At 43.9% G+C, this 18260-nt stretch carries 16 protein-coding genes and 1 pseudogene; 13 read left to right on the plus strand and 4 right to left on the minus strand.

Features of this window, described 5'->3' with window-relative positions; genetic code table 11:
* Positions 1-6 precede the first annotated feature (6 nt).
* Positions 7-1515, plus strand: a complete 1509-nt coding sequence (gene glpK, locus J2S23_RS02035; RefSeq protein WP_307121104.1) for a glycerol kinase GlpK — start codon at positions 7-9, stop codon at positions 1513-1515.
* 520 nt (positions 1516-2035) lie between these two features.
* On the opposite strand, the gene J2S23_RS02040 is transcribed toward glpK, so the two are convergent.
* Positions 2036-3115: a M24 family metallopeptidase gene (locus tag J2S23_RS02040; protein WP_307121105.1), complete on the minus strand. Its 1080-nt coding sequence runs from the start codon at positions 3113-3115 to the stop codon at positions 2036-2038.
* 170 nt (positions 3116-3285) lie between these two features.
* On the opposite strand from J2S23_RS02040, the gene ccpA reads away from it, so the two are divergent.
* From ccpA to J2S23_RS02070, 6 genes are all read left to right on the plus strand, one after another.
* The gene (gene ccpA / locus J2S23_RS02045) at positions 3286-4290 is read left to right on the plus strand and encodes a catabolite control protein A (RefSeq protein ID WP_307121106.1); all 1005 of its coding nucleotides are present in this window, start codon (positions 3286-3288) and stop codon (positions 4288-4290) included.
* A 97-nt stretch (positions 4291-4387) separates the two neighbouring features.
* A complete protein-coding gene (locus tag J2S23_RS02050) occupies positions 4388-5383 on the plus strand; it encodes an LTA glycolipid anchor biosynthesis glycosyltransferase, IagA/BgsA family (protein ID WP_307121107.1) in 996 nt (331 codons plus the stop codon).
* Positions 5384-5386: 3 nt separating this feature from the next.
* A complete protein-coding gene (locus tag J2S23_RS02055) occupies positions 5387-6715 on the plus strand; it encodes a glycosyltransferase family 4 protein (protein ID WP_307121108.1) in 1329 nt (442 codons plus the stop codon).
* A 22-nt stretch (positions 6716-6737) separates the two neighbouring features.
* Complete coding sequence (locus J2S23_RS02060) at positions 6738-7115, plus strand: hypothetical protein (protein WP_307121109.1); 378 nt, start codon at positions 6738-6740, stop codon at positions 7113-7115.
* A gap of 371 nt (positions 7116-7486) precedes the next feature.
* Positions 7487-9433, plus strand: coding sequence for a threonine--tRNA ligase (gene thrS / locus J2S23_RS02065; RefSeq protein WP_307121110.1), 1947 nt, complete (start codon positions 7487-7489; stop codon positions 9431-9433).
* Between the two features lie 94 nt (positions 9434-9527).
* Entirely contained in the window at positions 9528-9869 is a 342-nt protein-coding gene (locus tag J2S23_RS02070) for a DUF2500 domain-containing protein (RefSeq protein ID WP_307121111.1), read from the plus strand.
* A 30-nt stretch (positions 9870-9899) separates the two neighbouring features.
* On the opposite strand, the gene J2S23_RS02075 is transcribed toward J2S23_RS02070, so the two are convergent.
* The 3 genes from J2S23_RS02075 to J2S23_RS02085 are packed head-to-tail and all read right to left on the minus strand — an operon-like array spanning position 9900 to position 11748.
* A complete protein-coding gene (locus J2S23_RS02075) occupies positions 9900-10715 on the minus strand; it encodes a TIGR03943 family putative permease subunit (protein WP_307121112.1) in 816 nt (271 codons plus the stop codon).
* Positions 10715-11611: a permease gene (locus tag J2S23_RS02080; RefSeq protein ID WP_307121113.1), complete on the minus strand. Its 897-nt coding sequence runs from the start codon at positions 11609-11611 to the stop codon at positions 10715-10717. The genes J2S23_RS02075 and J2S23_RS02080 overlap by 1 nt, the downstream gene beginning before the upstream one ends.
* 2 nt (positions 11612-11613) lie before the next feature.
* Entirely contained in the window at positions 11614-11748 is a 135-nt protein-coding gene (locus J2S23_RS02085) for an SPJ_0845 family protein (RefSeq protein WP_307121114.1), read from the minus strand.
* A 147-nt stretch (positions 11749-11895) separates the two neighbouring features.
* Between J2S23_RS02085 and J2S23_RS02090 the strand changes: the two genes are divergently transcribed.
* The 6 genes and pseudogenes from J2S23_RS02090 to J2S23_RS02115 all read left to right on the plus strand — a co-directional run.
* Positions 11896-14055, plus strand: coding sequence for a Tex family protein (locus tag J2S23_RS02090; protein ID WP_307121115.1), 2160 nt, complete (start codon positions 11896-11898; stop codon positions 14053-14055).
* Positions 14042-14488, plus strand: coding sequence for a SprT family protein (locus J2S23_RS02095; protein ID WP_307121116.1), 447 nt, complete (start codon positions 14042-14044; stop codon positions 14486-14488). The genes J2S23_RS02090 and J2S23_RS02095 overlap by 14 nt, the downstream gene beginning before the upstream one ends.
* A 120-nt stretch (positions 14489-14608) precedes the next feature.
* Positions 14609-15871 carry a UDP-N-acetylglucosamine 1-carboxyvinyltransferase gene (gene murA, locus J2S23_RS02100; protein ID WP_307121117.1) on the plus strand — a complete coding sequence of 421 codons (1263 nt, stop codon included), beginning with the start codon at positions 14609-14611 and terminating at the stop codon, positions 15869-15871.
* A gap of 114 nt (positions 15872-15985) precedes the next feature.
* Positions 15986-16561 (plus strand): GNAT family N-acetyltransferase, encoded by a 576-nt coding sequence (locus J2S23_RS02105; RefSeq protein ID WP_307121118.1) that lies wholly within the window; start codon positions 15986-15988, stop codon positions 16559-16561.
* On the plus strand, positions 16548-17408 hold the full coding sequence (locus tag J2S23_RS02110) for a methionyl aminopeptidase (protein WP_307121119.1): 861 nt from the start codon (positions 16548-16550) through the stop codon (positions 17406-17408). The genes J2S23_RS02105 and J2S23_RS02110 overlap by 14 nt, the downstream gene beginning before the upstream one ends.
* 9 nt (positions 17409-17417) lie before the next feature.
* Positions 17418-18236: pseudogene (locus tag J2S23_RS02115) on the plus strand (YihY/virulence factor BrkB family protein); the annotation flags it as partial.
* Positions 18237-18260 lie beyond the last annotated feature (24 nt).

An 18260-nucleotide genomic window follows, 5' to 3' on the forward strand; every position in this document is an offset into this window, starting at 1 on the left:
ATCAGTATGCCATCAGAAGAAAAATACATCTTAGCAATTGACCAAGGAACGACCAGCTCACGTGCCATTGTCTTTAATAAACAAGGTGAAAAAGTGGCGAGTAGTCAGAAAGAATTTCCACAACTTTTCCCACAACCGGGATGGGTAGAGCATAATGCCAATCAGATTTGGAACTCGGTGCAATCCGTGATTGCGGAGGTTTTTATCGAAGGCCACCTAAAGCCCAATCAAATCCGAGGGATAGGAATTGCTAACCAACGTGAAACGACAGTTGTTTGGGATAAAGAAACTGGACTTCCGATATACAATGCCATTGTTTGGCAATCTCGACAAACAACCCCTCTTGTAGAACAGCTCAAAAAAGAAGGGTATGTGGATTTCTTCCATCAAAAAACTGGGCTGGTCATTGACGCCTATTTCTCTGCCACAAAAGTCAGATGGATTTTAGACCAAGTTCCGGGTGCGCAAGAGCGCGCTGAAAGGGGCGAATTGCTTTTTGGGACGATAGACACTTGGTTGGTTTGGAAGTTGACCGATGGTGCTGTTCACGTGACCGATTATACGAATGCAGCTCGGACCATGCTCTTCAACATCAAGGAACTGAAATGGGATGATGAGATTTTAGAGCTTCTCCATATTCCAAAAATCATGTTGCCCGAAGTCAAGTCAAATTCTGAAATCTACGGCTATACCACTAGTTTTCATTTCTATGGAGGAGAAGTTCCCATCTCTGGCATGGCGGGGGATCAGCAAGCAGCCCTCTTTGGTCAGTTGGCTTTGGAGCCAGGAATGGTCAAAAACACCTATGGGACAGGGTCTTTTATCATCATGAATACTGGAGAAGACCTGCAATTTTCTAAACATAACCTGTTAACAACCATCGGCTATGGCATTAATGGAAAAGTTACCTATGCTCTAGAAGGTTCTATTTTTATCGCAGGAAGTGCCATCCAATGGCTCCGAGATGGTCTTCGAATGATTGAAACATCACCAGAGTCAGAGAGTTTAGCAGCAGCATCTACTAGTGAAGATAACATTTATGTGGTTCCAGCATTTACAGGCTTAGGGGCACCTTACTGGAATTCAGATGCCAGGGGGGCTGTTTTTGGGCTAACTCGCGCTACCAGTAAAGAAGATTTTGTGAAGGCAACCCTCCAATCCATCGCCTATCAAGTTCGTGATGTCATAGACACCATGCAGTTGGATTCAGGAATAAGCATTCCTAAACTCCGAGTTGATGGTGGTGCGGCAATGAATAATCTGCTCATGCAGTTTCAAGCGGATATCTTAAACATGACCATTGAACGGGTCAAAAATTTAGAAACCACAGCTCTGGGAGTTGCCTTCCTAGCAGGCTTATCTGTTGGGTACTGGTCGGATATTGAGGAACTGAAAACTCTCAACCACACTGGTCAACTGTTTCAGCCCGAGATGACAGCAGAACGTCGAGATTTCTTGTACAAGGGATGGAAGAAAGCTGTTAAAGCTACCCAAGCTTTTGCAGCAGAAGAATAATGCTTTGGAATAATTTGCTATCATTATTGATGTGCAGGACAATTTGAGGGCTACTAATCCGATGCGAATAAAAACTAGGACTTTTTGGGAGTCCTAGTTTGAGAGCGTAGACAAACCCTGTTTTCTGTGTTAATAATCTTCAAAAGTTTGGCTAATGATTTAAAATAATGGATTTTAGCGAGCGAGGCGAGGCGAGCAAAACCGGAAACTTTCCGCTGTGATAAAAGAGCCTAAAACGTAATAGTTTCAGGCTCTCGGAAGTTTTGGGGTGAAAGGGTCCAGTGGACTATTTCAGGTCTGAGCTTGGAAATGAAAAAGCGAAGAAGGCTCAAAAATTAGGTTTTCTTTAACAGTCTGGGAGACTGTTAAAGGTTGGAAATAGAGCAAGCAATAGCTTGAGTCAGACGTCCAAAGGAAGTCGCTACCGTCCGTTATCGCCTAAGGAAAGTTTCAAAAATAACATTGTCTTCAGACTGAAACTAGGACTTTTTGGGAGTCCTAGTTTTTATATAGTCTTTGCTTAAAAATAAAGTAGTTCTTTTGGTGTCTTGGTGAAGAGGTCAAAGCCGTCCTTGGTCACGACACCACAGTCTTCGATACGCACGCCAACTTTTCCAGGGATATAAATGCCAGGTTCTACGGAGAAGGCCATACCTTCTTCAAGCACCAAATCATTGCCTTCCATGATAGACGGGAACTCATGCACACTCATTCCAATTCCATGACCAAGCCTGTGATTAAAGTATTCCCCATAACCTGCCTTGGCAATGACATTGCGGGCAGCGGCGTCTACTTCTGCGGCAGTCACTCCTGGCTTGATAAAGTCAAGCGCAGTCAATTGGGCTTCCAAACAAAGATTGTAGATGTCTTTTTTAAAGGAATCTGGTTGGCCAACAGCAACTGTGCGTGTCATATCAGACATATAACCGTTATTTTCAGTTCCAAGGTCAAAGAGCAGAAGGGCATCGTTTTGGATCAGGTTCGCCCCGGGATGGCCGTGAGGGTTAGCAGCATTGTCAGCGGTTAACACCATGGTTTCAAAACTCATTTTAGACACACCGGCTTTTTTCATGCCAAATTCAATTTCTGTAATGATGTCTGTCTCCGTTTTGTCAAGAGAAATCGCCTCAAAACCAATTTGCATGGCCTTGTCCGCAAAGGTCCCAGCATACATCAGTTTTGCGACCTCATCAGCTGATTTGATGAGTTTCATGCGGTTGATGTAGGGAGTTAAGTCAGTGAAATCTGTTTCAAAGACCTGCCGAAGACCGTGGTATCTCGTTAAATTGAGACTGTCAAACTCCGCTAGAATAATGCCTTTAGGCAAGTCCCCGATAGCGGTAGTGATTTTTTGCCAGGGATTTTCAGAGTCTTGATAGCCAACGACGTCAAAAGGAACAATTGTTTTGGCACCAGCCATTTCCATAGCAGGTAAGAAGAGGAGAGGGTCACGATCTCTAAAAACAAAGAGAAAGAGATGGCGCTCGTGGGGATCGCTGTAAAATCCTGTCAAATAGTTGATAGAAACAGGATCTGAAAAGATGGCTAGACTTGCTTCTTGGTGATCGAGATAACTGATAATTTGCTGGATTTTTTCCATAATAAGACCAACTTTCTAAACAAACAAAATAATGACACTCTCATTTTTCCAAAAAAACCATGAAAAATCAAGAAAAAAGAGCGTTTTCACTTGAAAGAGTTTCCACAAAGTGATAAACTAGAAATGGAATGTAAGCGAAATTTTCAAAAAAGTAGAAAGGACATTCATCTATGTTAAATACTGACGAAACTGTAACCATATACGATGTGGCTCGTGAAGCTGGTGTTTCCATGGCAACGGTCAGCCGGGTTGTCAATGGCAATAAAAACGTTAAAGAAAATACACGGAAAAAAGTTCTCGAAGTGATCGAGCGTCTGGATTATCGTCCTAACGCAGTTGCCCGTGGCTTAGCGAGCAAAAAAACGACAACTGTAGGGGTCGTTATCCCTAATATAGCTAATGCTTATTTTGCGACTTTGGCACAAGGGATTGATGATATTGCCGAAATGTATAAATACAATATCATTATTGCTAACAGTGACGAAAATGATGATAAGGAAGTCAATGTTGTCAATACGCTTTTTTCTAAGCAGGTTGACGGAATTATCTTTATGGGCTATCATTTGACCGATAAGGTCAGGGCTGAGTTTTCACGGTCTCGCAAACCAATCGTTTTAGCAGGTACAGTTGACTTAGAACACCAATTGCCAAGTGTTAATATTGATTATAAACAATCAACAGCAGATGCGGTTAAGATTTTAGCTAAACACAATAAAAAGATCGCCTTTGTCTCTGGTCCATTGTTGGATGAGATTAATGGGAAACTTCGTCTTAAAGGCTACAAAGATGGTTTGAAGTCCAGCAAATTGGCCTTTAACGAAGGACTTGTCTTTGAAGCCAAGTACAAGTACCAAGAAGGCTATGCTCTTGCAGAGCGCGTGCTTAAATCGGGTGCAACTGCTGCTATTGTAGCAGAAGATGAAATCGCAGTTGGCCTGTTAAATGGTATTGAGGATGCAGGTGTGAAAGTTCCTGAAGACTTTGAAATTATCACAAGTAATGATTCAACAGTGACCAAGTTTGCCCGTCCAAACTTGACGTCTATTAGCCAACCGATTTACGATATCGGTGCCATTGCTATGCGCATGTTGACGAAAATTATGCTCAAAGAAGATTTAGAAGACCGTGAAGTGATTCTTAATCATACCATCGCTGAGCGCAAATCAACCAAATAAATTTTCATTAAACCAGTCGCTATCGGCTGGTTTTTTAAGCTCTTTGGAGCTATGGCCTTTCATTGTCTTTTTAAAGGGAAAAGGATATAATAAGACCATGAAGATTTTGCTGTATTTAGAAGGAGAAAAACTCATCTCCAAATCAGGCATCGGCCGAGCGATTAAGCATCAAGAAAGAGCCTTGACTTTAGCTGGAATTGATTACACTACCAATGTTAAAGAGGATTACGACATTGTTCACATCAATACCTACGGCTTTAGGAGCCTAAGGCTTCTTCGTCAGGCCAAAAGACAGGGGAAACGCGTGATTGTGCATGCGCATTCCACCAAGGAAGACTTCGAAAATTCCTTTAAAGGGTCTAATCTGTTAGCCCCGATGGTAAAAAACTACCTGGCCCATTTTTACCAGCAGGCAGACCACATTATTACACCAACCCCTTATTCAGAGAGTCTATTGAGAAGCTACGGGATTACGCGTCCTATCTCAGCAATTTCAAACGGAATAGAGCTTTCCAAGTACCAGCCGGATCCTCAAAAAGAAACTCGTTTTAGAGAGTATTTTAATCTGGAGCCCCATCAAAAAGTTGTCATCAGTGCAGGCCTTTATTTTAAGCGCAAGGGGATTGTCGACTTCGTCAAGGTAGCTGAGCAAATGCCCCATGTGCGCTTCATTTGGTTTGGTCAGATTAATAAGCTCTTGATCCCACATGATATTGTTGATCTTGTGGAGAAAAATCATCCAGCCAATGTCAGCTTTCCTGGCTATATTAAAGGTCCCGTATTTGAAGGGGCCATGAGTGGTGCGGATGCCTTTTTCTTCCCATCTCATGAGGAAACAGAAGGAATTGTTGTTTTGGAGGCTTTAGCCAGTCACCAACACGTCTTGGTCAGAGACATTCCAGTGTATCAAGGCTGGTTGGATAGGACGTCTGTGACCATGGGACGAACTAATGAAGAATTTGTGGCAGCTCTCGATGATATTTTAGGGGGACAGATTGATCGCCGTGAAGCTGGCTTTCAAGTTGCCAAAGGACGAGCAATAGAAGAAGTTTCTCGTCAATTGGCAGCCGTTTATCGTAAGGTTATGGAGTAGATTATGCGTATCGGAATTTTTACGGATACCTATTTTCCGCAAGTTTCAGGGGTAGCGACATCTATCAAAACCCTTAAAACAGAGTTAGAGAAATTAGGACATACGGTCTTTATCTTTACCACAACGGATAAAAATGTCAATCGCTATGAAGATTGGCAGATTGTCCGTATTCCCAGTGTTCCTTTTTTTGCCTTTAAAGACCGCCAAATTGCCTATGCTGGTTTTACGGATGCGGTTAAAATAGCCAAACGCTATCATTTGGATATTATCCATACCCAGACGGAATTTAGTCTTGGAATTCTAGGGAAAATGATTGCCAGAGAGCTTAAAATCCCTGTCATTCACACCTATCATACCAACTATGAGGACTATGTCCATTATCTGGCCAAGGGCAGAATCATTCGACCAGGGATGGTTAAATACATTGTCCGATCCTATTGTACCCAATTGGATGGGCTGATTTGCCCGAGCGCTATTGTTGAAGACATGATGGCAGGTTATAAGGTTAATGCTCCAAAGCGTGTCATCCCTACTGGGATTGAACTTGAAAAGTTCCGCCGCCCCGAGTTAACACAAGAAGATGTTCAAGGAATCAGAGACCAATTAGGAATTGCGGATGATGAAGTCTTCTTGCTCAGCCTTTCTCGTGTCTCCTATGAAAAAAACATTCAAGCGGTCATTCAGGCGATGCCGTTAGTCCTTGCTCAAGGCATGAAAGCCAAACTAGTGGTGGCAGGAGATGGTCCGTATTTGCCTGATTTAAAGGCCTTGGTGACAGAGCTTGGCCTTGAAGACACTGTTCAATTTACTGGGATGATTGCCCCTGGGGAGACAGCTCTCTATTATAAGGCGGCTGACTTTTTCGTCTCTGCCTCAACCTCTGAGACCCAAGGATTAACCTACCTAGAGGCCTTGGCGACCGGAACTCCCATTATCGCTCATACGAATCCCTATTTAAAAGATTTGATATCAGACCGTATGTTTGGAACACTTTACAGCTATCCTCAAGATTTGGCAGATGCTATTGTTGATGCCATCATTGCGACGCCTGAAATGACACCCCAAGCCTTGGAAGACAAGTTATACGACATTTCAGCAGAGAACTTTGGTCGTCAAGTGGCAACTTTTTACCTAGATACGATTATGAACCATGAGGTGCGTAAAGCCAATGGTGAACTAGCTCCAATCCCTGTTGTTATTGCTAGAAAGGCCACAAAAACCGGTGTTTTGGTCGCTCGAAAGAGCATCTATCTTCCAAAACGTATTTTAGTGAAATCAACCGTACGTTCAAGACGATTCATTAGAGATTTTCGAAAAAGCAGGGACTCCTAAGTCCTAGAAGAGGCGTTAGCGAATGAAGAAATATGTTTGGTATGTTCTTGTCCCGTTTTTAGTCTACTGGCTAGAGGCTATATACTATCATTTAGCTCATTTGGGAATGTTTCATTTTGACGAGATGCTCCACAAAGGATTAGGGGTCAATGGTCTCTTGCTCTATAATCCAGTCATCATTGCCCTTTCTTCCTTTGTTTTTGGAATCAAGTATGGCTTTTCCTGGAAATTACCGGTTTTTATCGGCCTATCTTGGTTGCCCTATGTGGTCTATATTCCGCTTTTTTACAATGCGGCAGGGACAGAAGTCTATCTAATACCGTATATCCTGATTTCCCTTATCTTTGTAGTGCTAGGGAGCCTTGTAAAAAAAGGACTTGCCCACTTGCAAAGAAAGTAGAAAGTGTGCTATACTAATCCTCAGAGACATGTCAAATGGATAAGAGCTGGTCATAGAGAGTGCGCGGTTGCTGCAAGTCGCACCCAGTGATTGATTTGGTACTCCTCGGTAGGATTTTATGCAAACATAAAAGGGTGGTCACCTTAGAACCATTTCGAGGCACAGCCTATTTTTTAGCCTGTGTAAATGAAGGTGGAACCACGTTGCGACGTCCTTTTTGAGGACGTCGTTTTTTGTTTTTAAATTAGTATGTTGTTTCTAAGTTTGAAGTAGCTACTATCAGAAATAAAATCAACCTTTGAGGACAACGAAGATTATCAAGAGAATATATTCATATTGACAGCAATAGACAACAAAAGGAGAACATGAAAATGATCCATATTACTTTCCCAGATGGTGCCGTTCGTGAATACGAAGCTGGTAGCACAACTTATGACATTGCCCACTCTATCAGCCCTGGTCTCGCAAAAAAAGCCCTGGCTGGTAAGTTTAACGGCAATTTGATTGACACGACGCGTGCCATTGAAGAAGATGGTACCCTTGAAATCGTGACCCCAGACCACGAAGATGCCTTGGACATCTTGCGTCACTCGGCAGCTCACTTGTTTGCCCAAGCGGCCCGCCGCCATTTCCCAAATCTTCGCCTTGGTGTTGGTCCTGCTATTGAGCATGGTTTCTATTACGATACCGACAATGAAGCGGGTCAAATTTCCAATGAAGACTTGGCTAAAATCGAAGATGAGATGCGTAAAATCGTTAAGGAAAACCATCCATCTATCCGTGAAGAAATCACCAAAGAAGAAGCCCTTGAGCTCTTTGCAGATGATCCTTACAAACTAGAGTTGATCCAAGAGCATGCGGGTGCTGGCTTGACCGTTTACCGCCAGGGTGAGTTTGTGGACCTTTGCCGTGGCCCACACGTGCCGTCAACTGGTCGTATCCAAGTCTTCCAACTGCTTAACGTAGCAGGTGCCTATTGGCGTGGGAACAGCGACAATGCCATGATGCAACGGGTCTACGGAACAGCTTGGTTTGACAAAAAAGACCTCAAGGCCTATATCCAAATGCGTGAAGAGGCCAAAGAACGCGACCACCGTAAACTGGGTAAAGAGTTGGACCTCTTCATGATTTCTCAAGAAGTAGGTCAAGGCTTGCCGTTTTGGTTGCCAAATGGTGCGACCATCCGTCGTACCTTGGAGCGCTACATCACTGACAAGGAATTAGCGTCAGGCTACCAACACGTCTACACACCACCTCTTGCTTCAGTAGAGCTTTACAAGACTTCTGGTCACTGGGAGCATTACCAAGAAGATATGTTCCCGACCATGGACATGGGAGATGGGGAAGAATTTGTTCTTCGTCCAATGAACTGTCCGCACCACATCCAAGTCTACAAGAACCATGTGCATTCTTACCGCGAATTGCCAATCCGTATCGCTGAGCTCGGCATGATGCACCGCTATGAAAAATCAGGTGCCTTGACTGGTCTGCAGCGCGTGCGTGAAATGACCCTTAACGACGGCCATATCTTTGTGGCTCCAGAGCAAATCCAGGAAGAATTCCAACGTGCCCTCCAGCTCATCATCGATGTCTATGCGGACTTTAACTTGACCGACTACCGTTTCCGCCTGTCTTACCGTGATCCAGAAGACAAGGAAAAATACTACGACAACGACGAGATGTGGGAAAATGCCCAAGGCATGCTGAAAGCTGCCCTTGATGAAATGGGTGTAGACTACTACGAAGCAGAAGGCGAAGCAGCCTTCTACGGTCCGAAATTGGATATTCAAGTCAAAACAGCTCTTGGAAACGAAGAGACCCTCTCAACCATTCAGTTGGACTTCCTCTTGCCAGAACGCTTTGACTTGACTTACATCGGAGCAGATGGGGAAGAGCACCGTCCGGTTATGATCCACCGTGGAGTTATCTCGACCATGGAGCGCTTCACCGCTATCTTGATTGAAACCTATAAAGGAGCCTTCCCAACCTGGTTGGCACCACAACAAGTAACGGTTATCCCAATCTCTAACGAAGCCCATGTGGACTATGCTTGGGAAGTAGCCAAAGCCCTTAAAGACCGTGGCATTCGTGCCGAGGTTGATGAGCGCAATGAGAAAATGCAGTACAAGATCCGTGCTTCGCAAACCAGCAAGATCCCTTATCAGCTCATCGTGGGGGACAAGGAAATGGCTGACCGTGCGGTCAATGTCCGCCGGTATGGTAGCAAGGCGACCCATACCGAATCACTGGATAACTTTATTGACATTATCCTAGCCGATATCGCTCGTAAATCCCGTCCAGCAGAAGATGCTGAATAAACACTAAAACCGAAGCCCCAGGGTTTCGGTTTTGCTTGTTTTATCCATTTTCTTTTAGTATAATAATTTTAAAAAAGAAGATAAGGTGGGCGTGATGGGACAGTTGGTTTTTATGGTAGTACAGGTTGGAATGGCTTTGGTGTTGGGTTATGTGATTTTTCAAATAGGACGAAACGTTTTAGATTGGAGTCGCAACAATCAGTCCAGTGAGCAATCCGTTAAAGCTAGAGTAATCAGTAAACACCCCAATTTATTGCATAGTGGTGATGCCAAACGGACACTTCACAAGGTTATTTTTCAACTACCAGGCCAACAAAGCCTTGAACTAAGGGTTAGAGGTGAGGCCTTTGATCAATTGCTAGAGGGAGATGAAGGAGAATTGACCTTTCAAGGGAATCGTTTCCTTGCGTTTAAGCAGAAGAATTTAAAAAACTAGGAAATATTTCCTAGTTTTTCTATGTTTTCCTTAAAAGACGCGATAAACATAAGGGTTATCTGGTTTTTCAACGGGTGTAATACTTTCTAGCTCGACCGATGGGATGGATTGATTGAGGCTTTGATGATAGGTGATTTCGATGGTACCTGTGGCTGAGACCCAGGTATCATTTTCAAATTCGGTGGGGCTATCAGTGACTAAGAGCCCAAAGACACCGGAGTCAGCGATACAGTGAATGACACCAAATCGGAAGAGGAACATGTCGCCTGGATTATCAGGATCTTGGTATACGAAACCTGTAAAAGTGATTGTTTTGCCGACGAAACGGTTAGGATAGTCGTAGATGATTTCCATGACTTCCATGTAGTTTTCCTTGGTGACTTCTATATGGTCTTGACTGGCATAGATATCCATCGATTTCTGCATCTCCTCAGAGTAGGCAGATTTTGTAAAGAAGGATGAGGTATCTGGCCTCAAGTATTGGGTACTGGTACCTTCTTGATCTTGTGTTTCAAGGTCATTGTCAGCAGATAGAGGAAAGGTGTATCCTTTAGCTGAGACAGTTGTGGCATCAAGGCTGACTGTTGGGAAAAAGAGGCCAACAATCAAGGGAATAAGGAGTAGACCATAACTTTCTACTTTGTCTGTCCATTTAGTCAAGTGAGTATGAGGGGTCATTTTTTTCATCCAAATGATTAATTGAACAATAGCAAGAATGAGAGCAATGACCATTGAAATATAGGCTAAGTAAGAATAGCGCATATTGATATATTGGTCAAGCTTTCCAGATAGATAAAGGTAGAGTGTCAGCTCAAAATAGCCCAATAAAATTAGAAAACGAATCATTAAAGAACTCCAATCAAAAGCGTATAAAGGATCGCAATGACACAGGAAACAGTAATAAACTGAATGATGGCCTTGCTATTGAAATAACTCGTCATCATCAGAAGGTTCTTAACATCGATGATAGGTCCAATGATGAGAAAGGCAAGGACAGGAGCCATGCCAAAGCTTGACAAAAGTGAGGCACCAATAAAGGCATCCGCCTCGCTACAGAGTGATAGCAAGAAGGCCAAAAGCATCATGAGGAGAATTCCTGCAAGAGGTGTCGTTGAAATGCTGAGCAGGATACGTGTTGGCACGTAAACCTGGACAATGCTGGCAAAGAGACAGCCAAAGACCAGATAGCGTCCTGTGTTAAAGAACTCATCGATAGCTTGGATTAACGCCTGAAAGAGTTTACGCCAGCCAGTCAAGTCAGAAAAATCATGAACATGAGCAGCTTCGCGGTCAGGCTTTAGAATGCTGTCTTGCTTTACAAAACCTAGCAAGATACCAAGCGTAAAGGCAATGAGAGCAGATCCCAGAGCTCGTAGCAAGGTCATTCGCCAGCTATTGCCAAAGGCCGTATAGGTCGCAAAAAGGACAATCGGATTGATAACCGGGGCCGTTGCCAAGAAAGGAATGGCTGTGTAAGTGGGTACGTTTTTCTCCAAGAAGCGATTGACGATTGGCACAATCCCACATTCACAGGATGGGAAGAAAAATCCAATAAAGGTTCCAAATATAATTTGCAACAAACGGTTCTTGGGCAGGTACTTATGGACACGGTCAGGCGTGATGTAGACTTCAATGACACCTGAGATTAAGGTCCCAATAAAGACAAAGGGTAAGGCCTCGATCATGATGGACATAAAGATAGCCCCAGCCTGGAGGACACTGGTAGGAAGGTTTTGGAACATGATTAAGCGTCCTCAGTGTTCTCAAAAGCTTCTTTAGCGTTGGGATCAGGAAATTCAACATTTTCAAGGTCATCAAATGATGCAAACTGCTCTAACAGTTTATCCCAATCATCTTGTTTTTTAAAAGTTACAGGCATGGTTATCTCCATTTCTAGACTTCATTTGTGTCTCTATTATACCTCAAAAACGTAAAAAAGGGGAATTGAGAGGAATTTCGCTCTAAATCTAAGTTTGAAGCGGATTAGCTTTCTCCATTTACTAGGAATCATGATATAATAAGGATTATGGATAAGAAATATTTACAGATGAGCGAAGCGCTCCAATTGACCCTAAAACAGATTGACACGGTTTTGAATTTGACGGCTGAAGGCAACACCATTCCCTTTATTGCTCGTTACCGTAAAGAAGCCACTGGTGACCTAGATGAGGTGGCGATTAAGGCCATTATCGATATGGATAAGAGCCTAACGGCCCTTGCAGACCGTAAGGAAGCTGTGCTAGCCAAGATCGAGTCTTTGGGCAAGCTGACCGAGCAATTGCGGGCAGAGATTGAGGCGGCTGAAAAATTAGCTGATGTGGAAGAACTCTACCTTCCCTATAAGGAAAAACGCCGGACCAAGGCAACCATTGCCCGTGAAGCGGGTCTCTTAGACTTGACTAGACTAATTCTGCAAAATGTAGCTGATCTTGAGAGTCAGGCAGAAAAGTTTGTGTCAGAAGCCTTCCCGACGGCAGAAAAAGCCTTGGCTGGAGCGGTAGATATCCTAGCAGAAAGCTTAGCGGAGGACACCAAACTCCGTGCTTGGACCTACAATGAAATTTGGACTAACTCTAGCTTGACCTCACAGGTCAAAGATGAAGAAGCTGATGACAAACAAGTCTTTCAGCTCTATTATGATTTTTCAGAACCCGTAGCGAAACTCCAGGGCTATCGCACCCTTGCTATCAACCGCGGTGAAAATCTTGGTATTTTAAAGGTTGGCTTCAGCCACAATTTTGACAAGATGACCCGTTTTTACCAAGCTCGTTTTAAAGCTATGAATCCGTATATTGAGGCGGCTGTCGCAGATGCCATTAAGAAAAAGATTGTGCCAGCAATGGAGCGTCGGGTTCGTGCGGAGTTGACGGAAAGCGCCGAAGATGGGGCGATTCAACTCTTCTCGACCAACCTGCGCAACCTTCTCTTGGTTCCACCTCTTAAGGGCAAGACGGTGCTTGGATTTGATCCTGCTTTTCGGACAGGGGCTAAGCTCGCGGTTGTTGACGCGACAGGGAAGCTCTTGACCACGCAGGTTATTCATCCGGTTAAGCCGGCTTCTGCCCGCCAGATTGAGGAAGCTAAAAAAGAGCTTTCTCTCTTGATTGACCAATATGGCGTGGAGATTGTTGCTATCGGTAACGGGACAGCCAGCCGGGAAAGTGAAGCCTTTGTGGCAGAGATTTTACCGAATCACCCAGAGGTTTCCTATGCCATTGTCAATGAGAGTGGGGCTTCTGTTTACTCGGCATCTGAACTCGCTCGCCATGAGTTTCCAGACTTAACAGTTGAGAAGCGCTCTGCCATTTCCATCGCCCGCCGTCTTCAGGATCCGCTGGCAGAACTGGTGAAGATCGATCCGAAATCGATCGGCGTTGGTCAGTACCAGCATGACGTTAGCCAGAAAAAACTTAGTGATCAATTGGACTTCGTGGTCGACACAGTGGTTAACCAAGTCGGTGTCAATGTCAACACAGCCAGTCCAGCGCTTCTAGCTCATGTGGCTGGCCTCAATAAGACCATTTCTGAAAATATTGTGGCCTACCGTGAGGAAAATGGCGAGCTTAAGAGCCGTCAGGAGTTGAAAAAAGTGCCTCGCTTGGGTGATAAAGCCTTCGAGCAGGCGGCAGGTTTCTTACGCTTGCCTAATGCTGTTAACTTTTTGGACAACACAGGTGTTCATCCAGAGTCCTATCCGGCTGTCGAAGCACTATTGGAACAGTTAAGCATCAGTCAGCTGGATGAGGAAGCCCATGCTAAACTTCAAGCTTTGGATATTACTAGAACAGCAGAGGATTTAGGCATTGGGCAAGCGACCCTGAAAGATATTGTGGCTGACCTCTTGAAACCAGGTCGTGACCTGCGGGACAATTTTGCAGCACCTGTCCTTCGTCAAGACGTCCTTGACATGAAGGATTTGAAAATCGGTCAAGAATTAGAAGGTGTGGTTCGTAATATCGTTGATTTTGGGGCCTTTGTGGATATCGGTGTTCATGAGGATGGCCTGATCCATGTTTCTCGCATGATGGAACGAAAACGCGATAAGAAAACAGGACGTCTTCCCCAATTACCTCACCCAAGCACGCTTCTTGCGGTAGGGGATATTGTGACGGTTTGGGTAACGGAAGTAGATGTCAAACGTAGCCGTATCGGCCTTAGTCTGGTGAAACCGCGTGAACTTGACTGATTATGTGAAACAGGTCTCTCAGGAAGACTTTGGAAAGCCTTTTAAGCACACAGCCCATTGGAACAAGCGTCTCAGGTCAACTGGTGGCCGCTTTTTTCCAAAGGATGGTCATTTAGACTTCAATCCTAAAATTTACGAAGAGCATGGATTGACCGTTTTTCGCCAGATTGTCCGACATGAACTGTGCCACTACCACCTTTATGCTGAGAGAAAGGGCTATCGCCATGCCGATGCCGACTTTAAAACCTTGCTTCAGGCTGTAAATGGCCTTCGTTATACCCCCAAGATTGCAACACCCCAGAAATACAAGACATACACCTGTCAATCTTGCGGGCAAATCTATCATCGCAAACGTCAAATTGACACGAAAAAATACCGTTGTGGAAAATGTCAGGGATTACTGCAATTTGACGGTATGGTGACAAGAGATTAAAGATGTTAAAAGTAGTTGACGAAAGTTCTTTTGATGACCGTCGGTGGATATATTTTAAAATTATGGTATAATTAAAATTGCTGTTATTTTTAAGATAGAAGTGAAAGTGAATCGTTTCGTATGAAGAAAATCAAGATAAATGGGAATCGTCCCTTAAGCGGTGAGATAACCATTTCAGGTGCTAAAAATTCGGTTGTTGCCCTCATTCCAGCAGCTATTTTGGCGGATGGGATTGTGACCCTAGATGGCGTTCCTGACATCTCTGATGTTGATAGTTTAATTAGTATTTTAGAGATTATGGGTGTTAAGGTAACCAGAGATGGTGAGACCTTAACTATTGATCCGAGCGGTCTCCAATCCATGCCTATGCCTTATGGTAAGATCAATAGTCTGCGTGCCTCTTATTATTTTTATGGCTCCTTACTAGGGCGTTTTGGGATAGCTACAGTTGGCTTGCCAGGGGGCTGTGATTTGGGACCTCGACCAATCGACCTTCATTTAAAAGCTTTTGAAGCCATGGGAGCTGAAATTAGTTATGAGGGTGAGGCGATGACCCTTAAAGCGGTTGAGGGGCAGTTACACGGGGCAACCATCTATATGGATACCGTCTCTGTAGGAGCAACGATCAATACCATCTTGGCTGCCGTTAAGGCTAAAGGCAAGACCGTTATTGAAAATGCTGCCCGAGAACCAGAGATTATCGATGTAGCCACATTGCTCAACAATATGGGGGCACATATTCGTGGAGCAGGAACGGATGTCATCACGATTGAAGGTGTTGAAAACCTATCTGGAACGAGACATCAAGTCATTCCAGACCGCATCGAAGCTGGGACCTATATTGCTTTAGCGGCTGCTGTCGGGCAAGGCATTCAGATTAACAATGTCCTTTATGAACACCTGGAATCTTTTATTGCAAAATTAGAAGAAATGGGCGTTCGTATGACCATCTCAGAAGATAGTATTTATGTAGAGCCGCAGGAAAACTTAAAGGCAGTCACAATTCAGACCTCACCTTACCCAGGTTTCGCAACAGATTTGCAACAACCTTTGACGCCACTGTTGCTCAAGACACAAGGTCAAGCGACGATTAAAGATACGATCTATGAAAAGCGCGTGGGGCATGTGGCAGAATTGGCACGCATGTCAGCCGATATAGAGGTCAAAGGGAACCGAATCGTTTACCAGGGTGGTAAAACCCTAGAAGGAGCAGAGGTTAAGGCAACGGACCTTCGGGCTGGCGCCGCTCTTGTTATTGCAGGATTGATGGCAACTGGTGAGACAGTCATCTCCAATGTTGAGTTTATCTTGCGTGGTTACTCTAATATTATTGAAAAATTAAGTGCCTTGGGTGCCAATATTCAGTTGATAGAAGAAAACTGATGGTGAGACTTTAATCGTCAGGAAAAGTAAGATACCTGCCTTGTCGTTTTAAAGGTCTAACATCTGAGGAAACACACTCGGCTGAAAGGCAGGGTGTGTTTTTTAGGAGAAAAAATGTGGAAAAAATTAGCCGAATGGGCCCAATTTGAAACAGAACGTTTAATCCTGAGACCATTTACATACCAAGATAAGGATGACCTGCATGCCATCATGTCAAACAAAGAAAACACAACCTTTCTTCACCCGCCAATCGAAAGTAAGGAGCTCTGTCAGCAACTGTTAGTAGAAGGCTTCATGCGTCAGCCTTTAGGTATCTGGGCGATTGAAGAGAAAGAAACAAAGCGGATGATTGGCTCTACTCGCTTGGAAAATATTCAAGGGCGCCAAAAAAAAGCTGAAATTGGCTATTTCTTGCATCGAGATTTTTGGAGAAAAGGATATGGGACAGAGTCCTTGGAAAGTATTGTATGGTTATCCTTTACACAGTTGGGTGTCGGTCAACTAGTCATCAAAACGCATGCTGAAAATAGAGCTAGCCAGGCCTTGGCCCAAAAACTGGGATTTCGCTTGGAGAAGGAGTACAAAGGGAGCGATCGCTATTCTCATAAGATGAGAGCCTTTAAGGATTACTGTCTTGACAATAGGACTTGGATTAATGGAAAAAGAGGAGATAAGTATGATAACAATTAAATCGGCACGAGAAATTGAAGCTATGGATAGAGCTGGTGATTTTTTGGCCAGTATCCACATCGGCTTGCGTGACCTTATCAAGCCAGGATTAGACATGTGGGAAGTAGAAGAATATGTCCGTTGCCGCTGTAAAGAGGAGAATGTCTTACCCCTACAGATTGGAGTGGATGGGCATGTCATGGATTATCCTTATGCGACCTGTTGTGGTCTCAATGATGAGGTGGCCCATGCCTTTCCAAGGCATTATACCTTGAAAGAAGGTGACCTTCTTAAGGTTGATATGGTTCTTTCAGAACCTCTAGATAAGTCCATTCTTGATGTTGCTAAACTCGATTTTAATAACGTAGCAGTGATGAAAAAACATACCCATTCCTATAGTGGTGGCTTGGCGGATTCTTGTTGGGCTTATGCGGTAGGGCAGGTCTCAGATGATGTCAAGCAGCTGATGGATGTTACCAAAGAATGCCTCTACCTTGGAATTGAAAAGGCTGTTGTGGGAAATCGTATCGGGGATATCGGGGCCGCCATTCAAGAACATGCCGAAAAAAATGGTTACGGGGTTGTCCGTGATTTGGTTGGACACGGTGTTGGGCCGACCATGCACGAAGAACCTATGGTTCCCCATTATGGTAAAGCTGGCCGAGGGTTGCGCCTTAGAGAGGGGATGGTCCTCACGATTGAGCCGATGATCAATACGGGAACTTGGGAAATTGACACAGATATGGAGACAGGATGGGCTCACAAGACCCTTGATGGCGGCCTTTCCTGTCAATACGAACATCAATTCGTGATTACAAAAGATGGTCCTGTTATTTTAACCAGTCAAGGCGAAGAAGGAACTTACTAGGTATAAAGTATGAAAGCATTCGTTCAGAAAGTTGTTAACCACCCTTTTGTGCAGTATTTTATAAAACTCTATCAGGGGTCCGACATTGATTTGTCCAGTATTGCGGTAGCTTATTATTTTTTGGTGGCTGTTTTTCCAATCCTCTTTATGATGAGTTCAGCCTTACCATTTTTGCAAATCAATGTGGCAGATGTTCTAGGATTCCTAAAAACAACCCTGCCAGCAGAAGTTTTTGAAAATGTCAGCGGTATCGTAGAGAGCATTTTAACCAATCCATCCTCTGGTTGGTTGGGAATTTCTATAGCGACCGCCTTATGGACCTTTTCACAATCTATGATTATTTTGCAAAAGGCTTTCAATAAAGCATATGGTGCTGAGCAGCACAGGGATATGATTGTTGGCCGATTGGTAGGTATCTTAATTGGTCTTATCCTACAAGTGACGATCTTCTTAGTCCTGTCCGTTGGGGTGTTTGGTGAAACGATTATTAATTTCATCCACCGTTTCATTGATATTGATTTGGAATTCTTCCAGACCGTCCTGTCATGGACACAGCCGGTCATCTATGGTGGCTTTATCTTTGTCATCTTTCTTTTGTACTACATTTTACCCAATGTTCGCATTAAGAAAAAGCGATATGTCATCCCTGGAACGATTTTTGTGATCACGGTATTAACTGCAACTACTAATCTCGTGTCCTTCTATCTTAGCCAATATATGAACAAGTTTGAAAACTTTCAACTGGTTTCCTACGTTGTCTTGCTCTTGGTCATGGTTTGGTTTATCCTGATTGCACAGGTCTTAATTATTGGTGCCATCTTAAACGCCTCCTTCCAAAAATTGGACGAGCCC

The organism is Streptococcus moroccensis, from assembly GCF_030812835.1.
GTDB lineage: Bacteria > Bacillota > Bacilli > Lactobacillales > Streptococcaceae > Streptococcus > Streptococcus moroccensis.

What these genes read in the sequence shown, in the direction of transcription:
- glpK (WP_307121104.1), top strand. Translation starts at nt 7, where the DNA reads ATGCCATCAGAAGAAAAATACATCTTAGCAATTGACCAAGGAACGACC.
- J2S23_RS02040 (WP_307121105.1), bottom strand. Translation starts at nt 3,115, where the DNA reads ATGGAAAAAATCCAGCAAATTATCAGTTATCTCGATCACCAAGAAGCA.
- ccpA (WP_307121106.1), top strand. Translation starts at nt 3,286, where the DNA reads ATGTTAAATACTGACGAAACTGTAACCATATACGATGTGGCTCGTGAA.
- J2S23_RS02050 (WP_307121107.1), top strand. Translation starts at nt 4,388, where the DNA reads ATGAAGATTTTGCTGTATTTAGAAGGAGAAAAACTCATCTCCAAATCA.
- J2S23_RS02055 (WP_307121108.1), top strand. Translation starts at nt 5,387, where the DNA reads ATGCGTATCGGAATTTTTACGGATACCTATTTTCCGCAAGTTTCAGGG.
- J2S23_RS02060 (WP_307121109.1), top strand. Translation starts at nt 6,738, where the DNA reads ATGAAGAAATATGTTTGGTATGTTCTTGTCCCGTTTTTAGTCTACTGG.
- thrS (WP_307121110.1), top strand. Translation starts at nt 7,487, where the DNA reads ATGATCCATATTACTTTCCCAGATGGTGCCGTTCGTGAATACGAAGCT.
- J2S23_RS02070 (WP_307121111.1), top strand. Translation starts at nt 9,528, where the DNA reads ATGGGACAGTTGGTTTTTATGGTAGTACAGGTTGGAATGGCTTTGGTG.
- J2S23_RS02075 (WP_307121112.1), bottom strand. Translation starts at nt 10,715, where the DNA reads ATGATTCGTTTTCTAATTTTATTGGGCTATTTTGAGCTGACACTCTAC.
- J2S23_RS02080 (WP_307121113.1), bottom strand. Translation starts at nt 11,611, where the DNA reads ATGTTCCAAAACCTTCCTACCAGTGTCCTCCAGGCTGGGGCTATCTTT.
- J2S23_RS02085 (WP_307121114.1), bottom strand. Translation starts at nt 11,748, where the DNA reads ATGCCTGTAACTTTTAAAAAACAAGATGATTGGGATAAACTGTTAGAG.
- J2S23_RS02090 (WP_307121115.1), top strand. Translation starts at nt 11,896, where the DNA reads ATGGATAAGAAATATTTACAGATGAGCGAAGCGCTCCAATTGACCCTA.
- murA (WP_307121117.1), top strand. Translation starts at nt 14,609, where the DNA reads ATGAAGAAAATCAAGATAAATGGGAATCGTCCCTTAAGCGGTGAGATA.
- J2S23_RS02105 (WP_307121118.1), top strand. Translation starts at nt 15,986, where the DNA reads ATGTGGAAAAAATTAGCCGAATGGGCCCAATTTGAAACAGAACGTTTA.
- J2S23_RS02110 (WP_307121119.1), top strand. Translation starts at nt 16,548, where the DNA reads ATGATAACAATTAAATCGGCACGAGAAATTGAAGCTATGGATAGAGCT.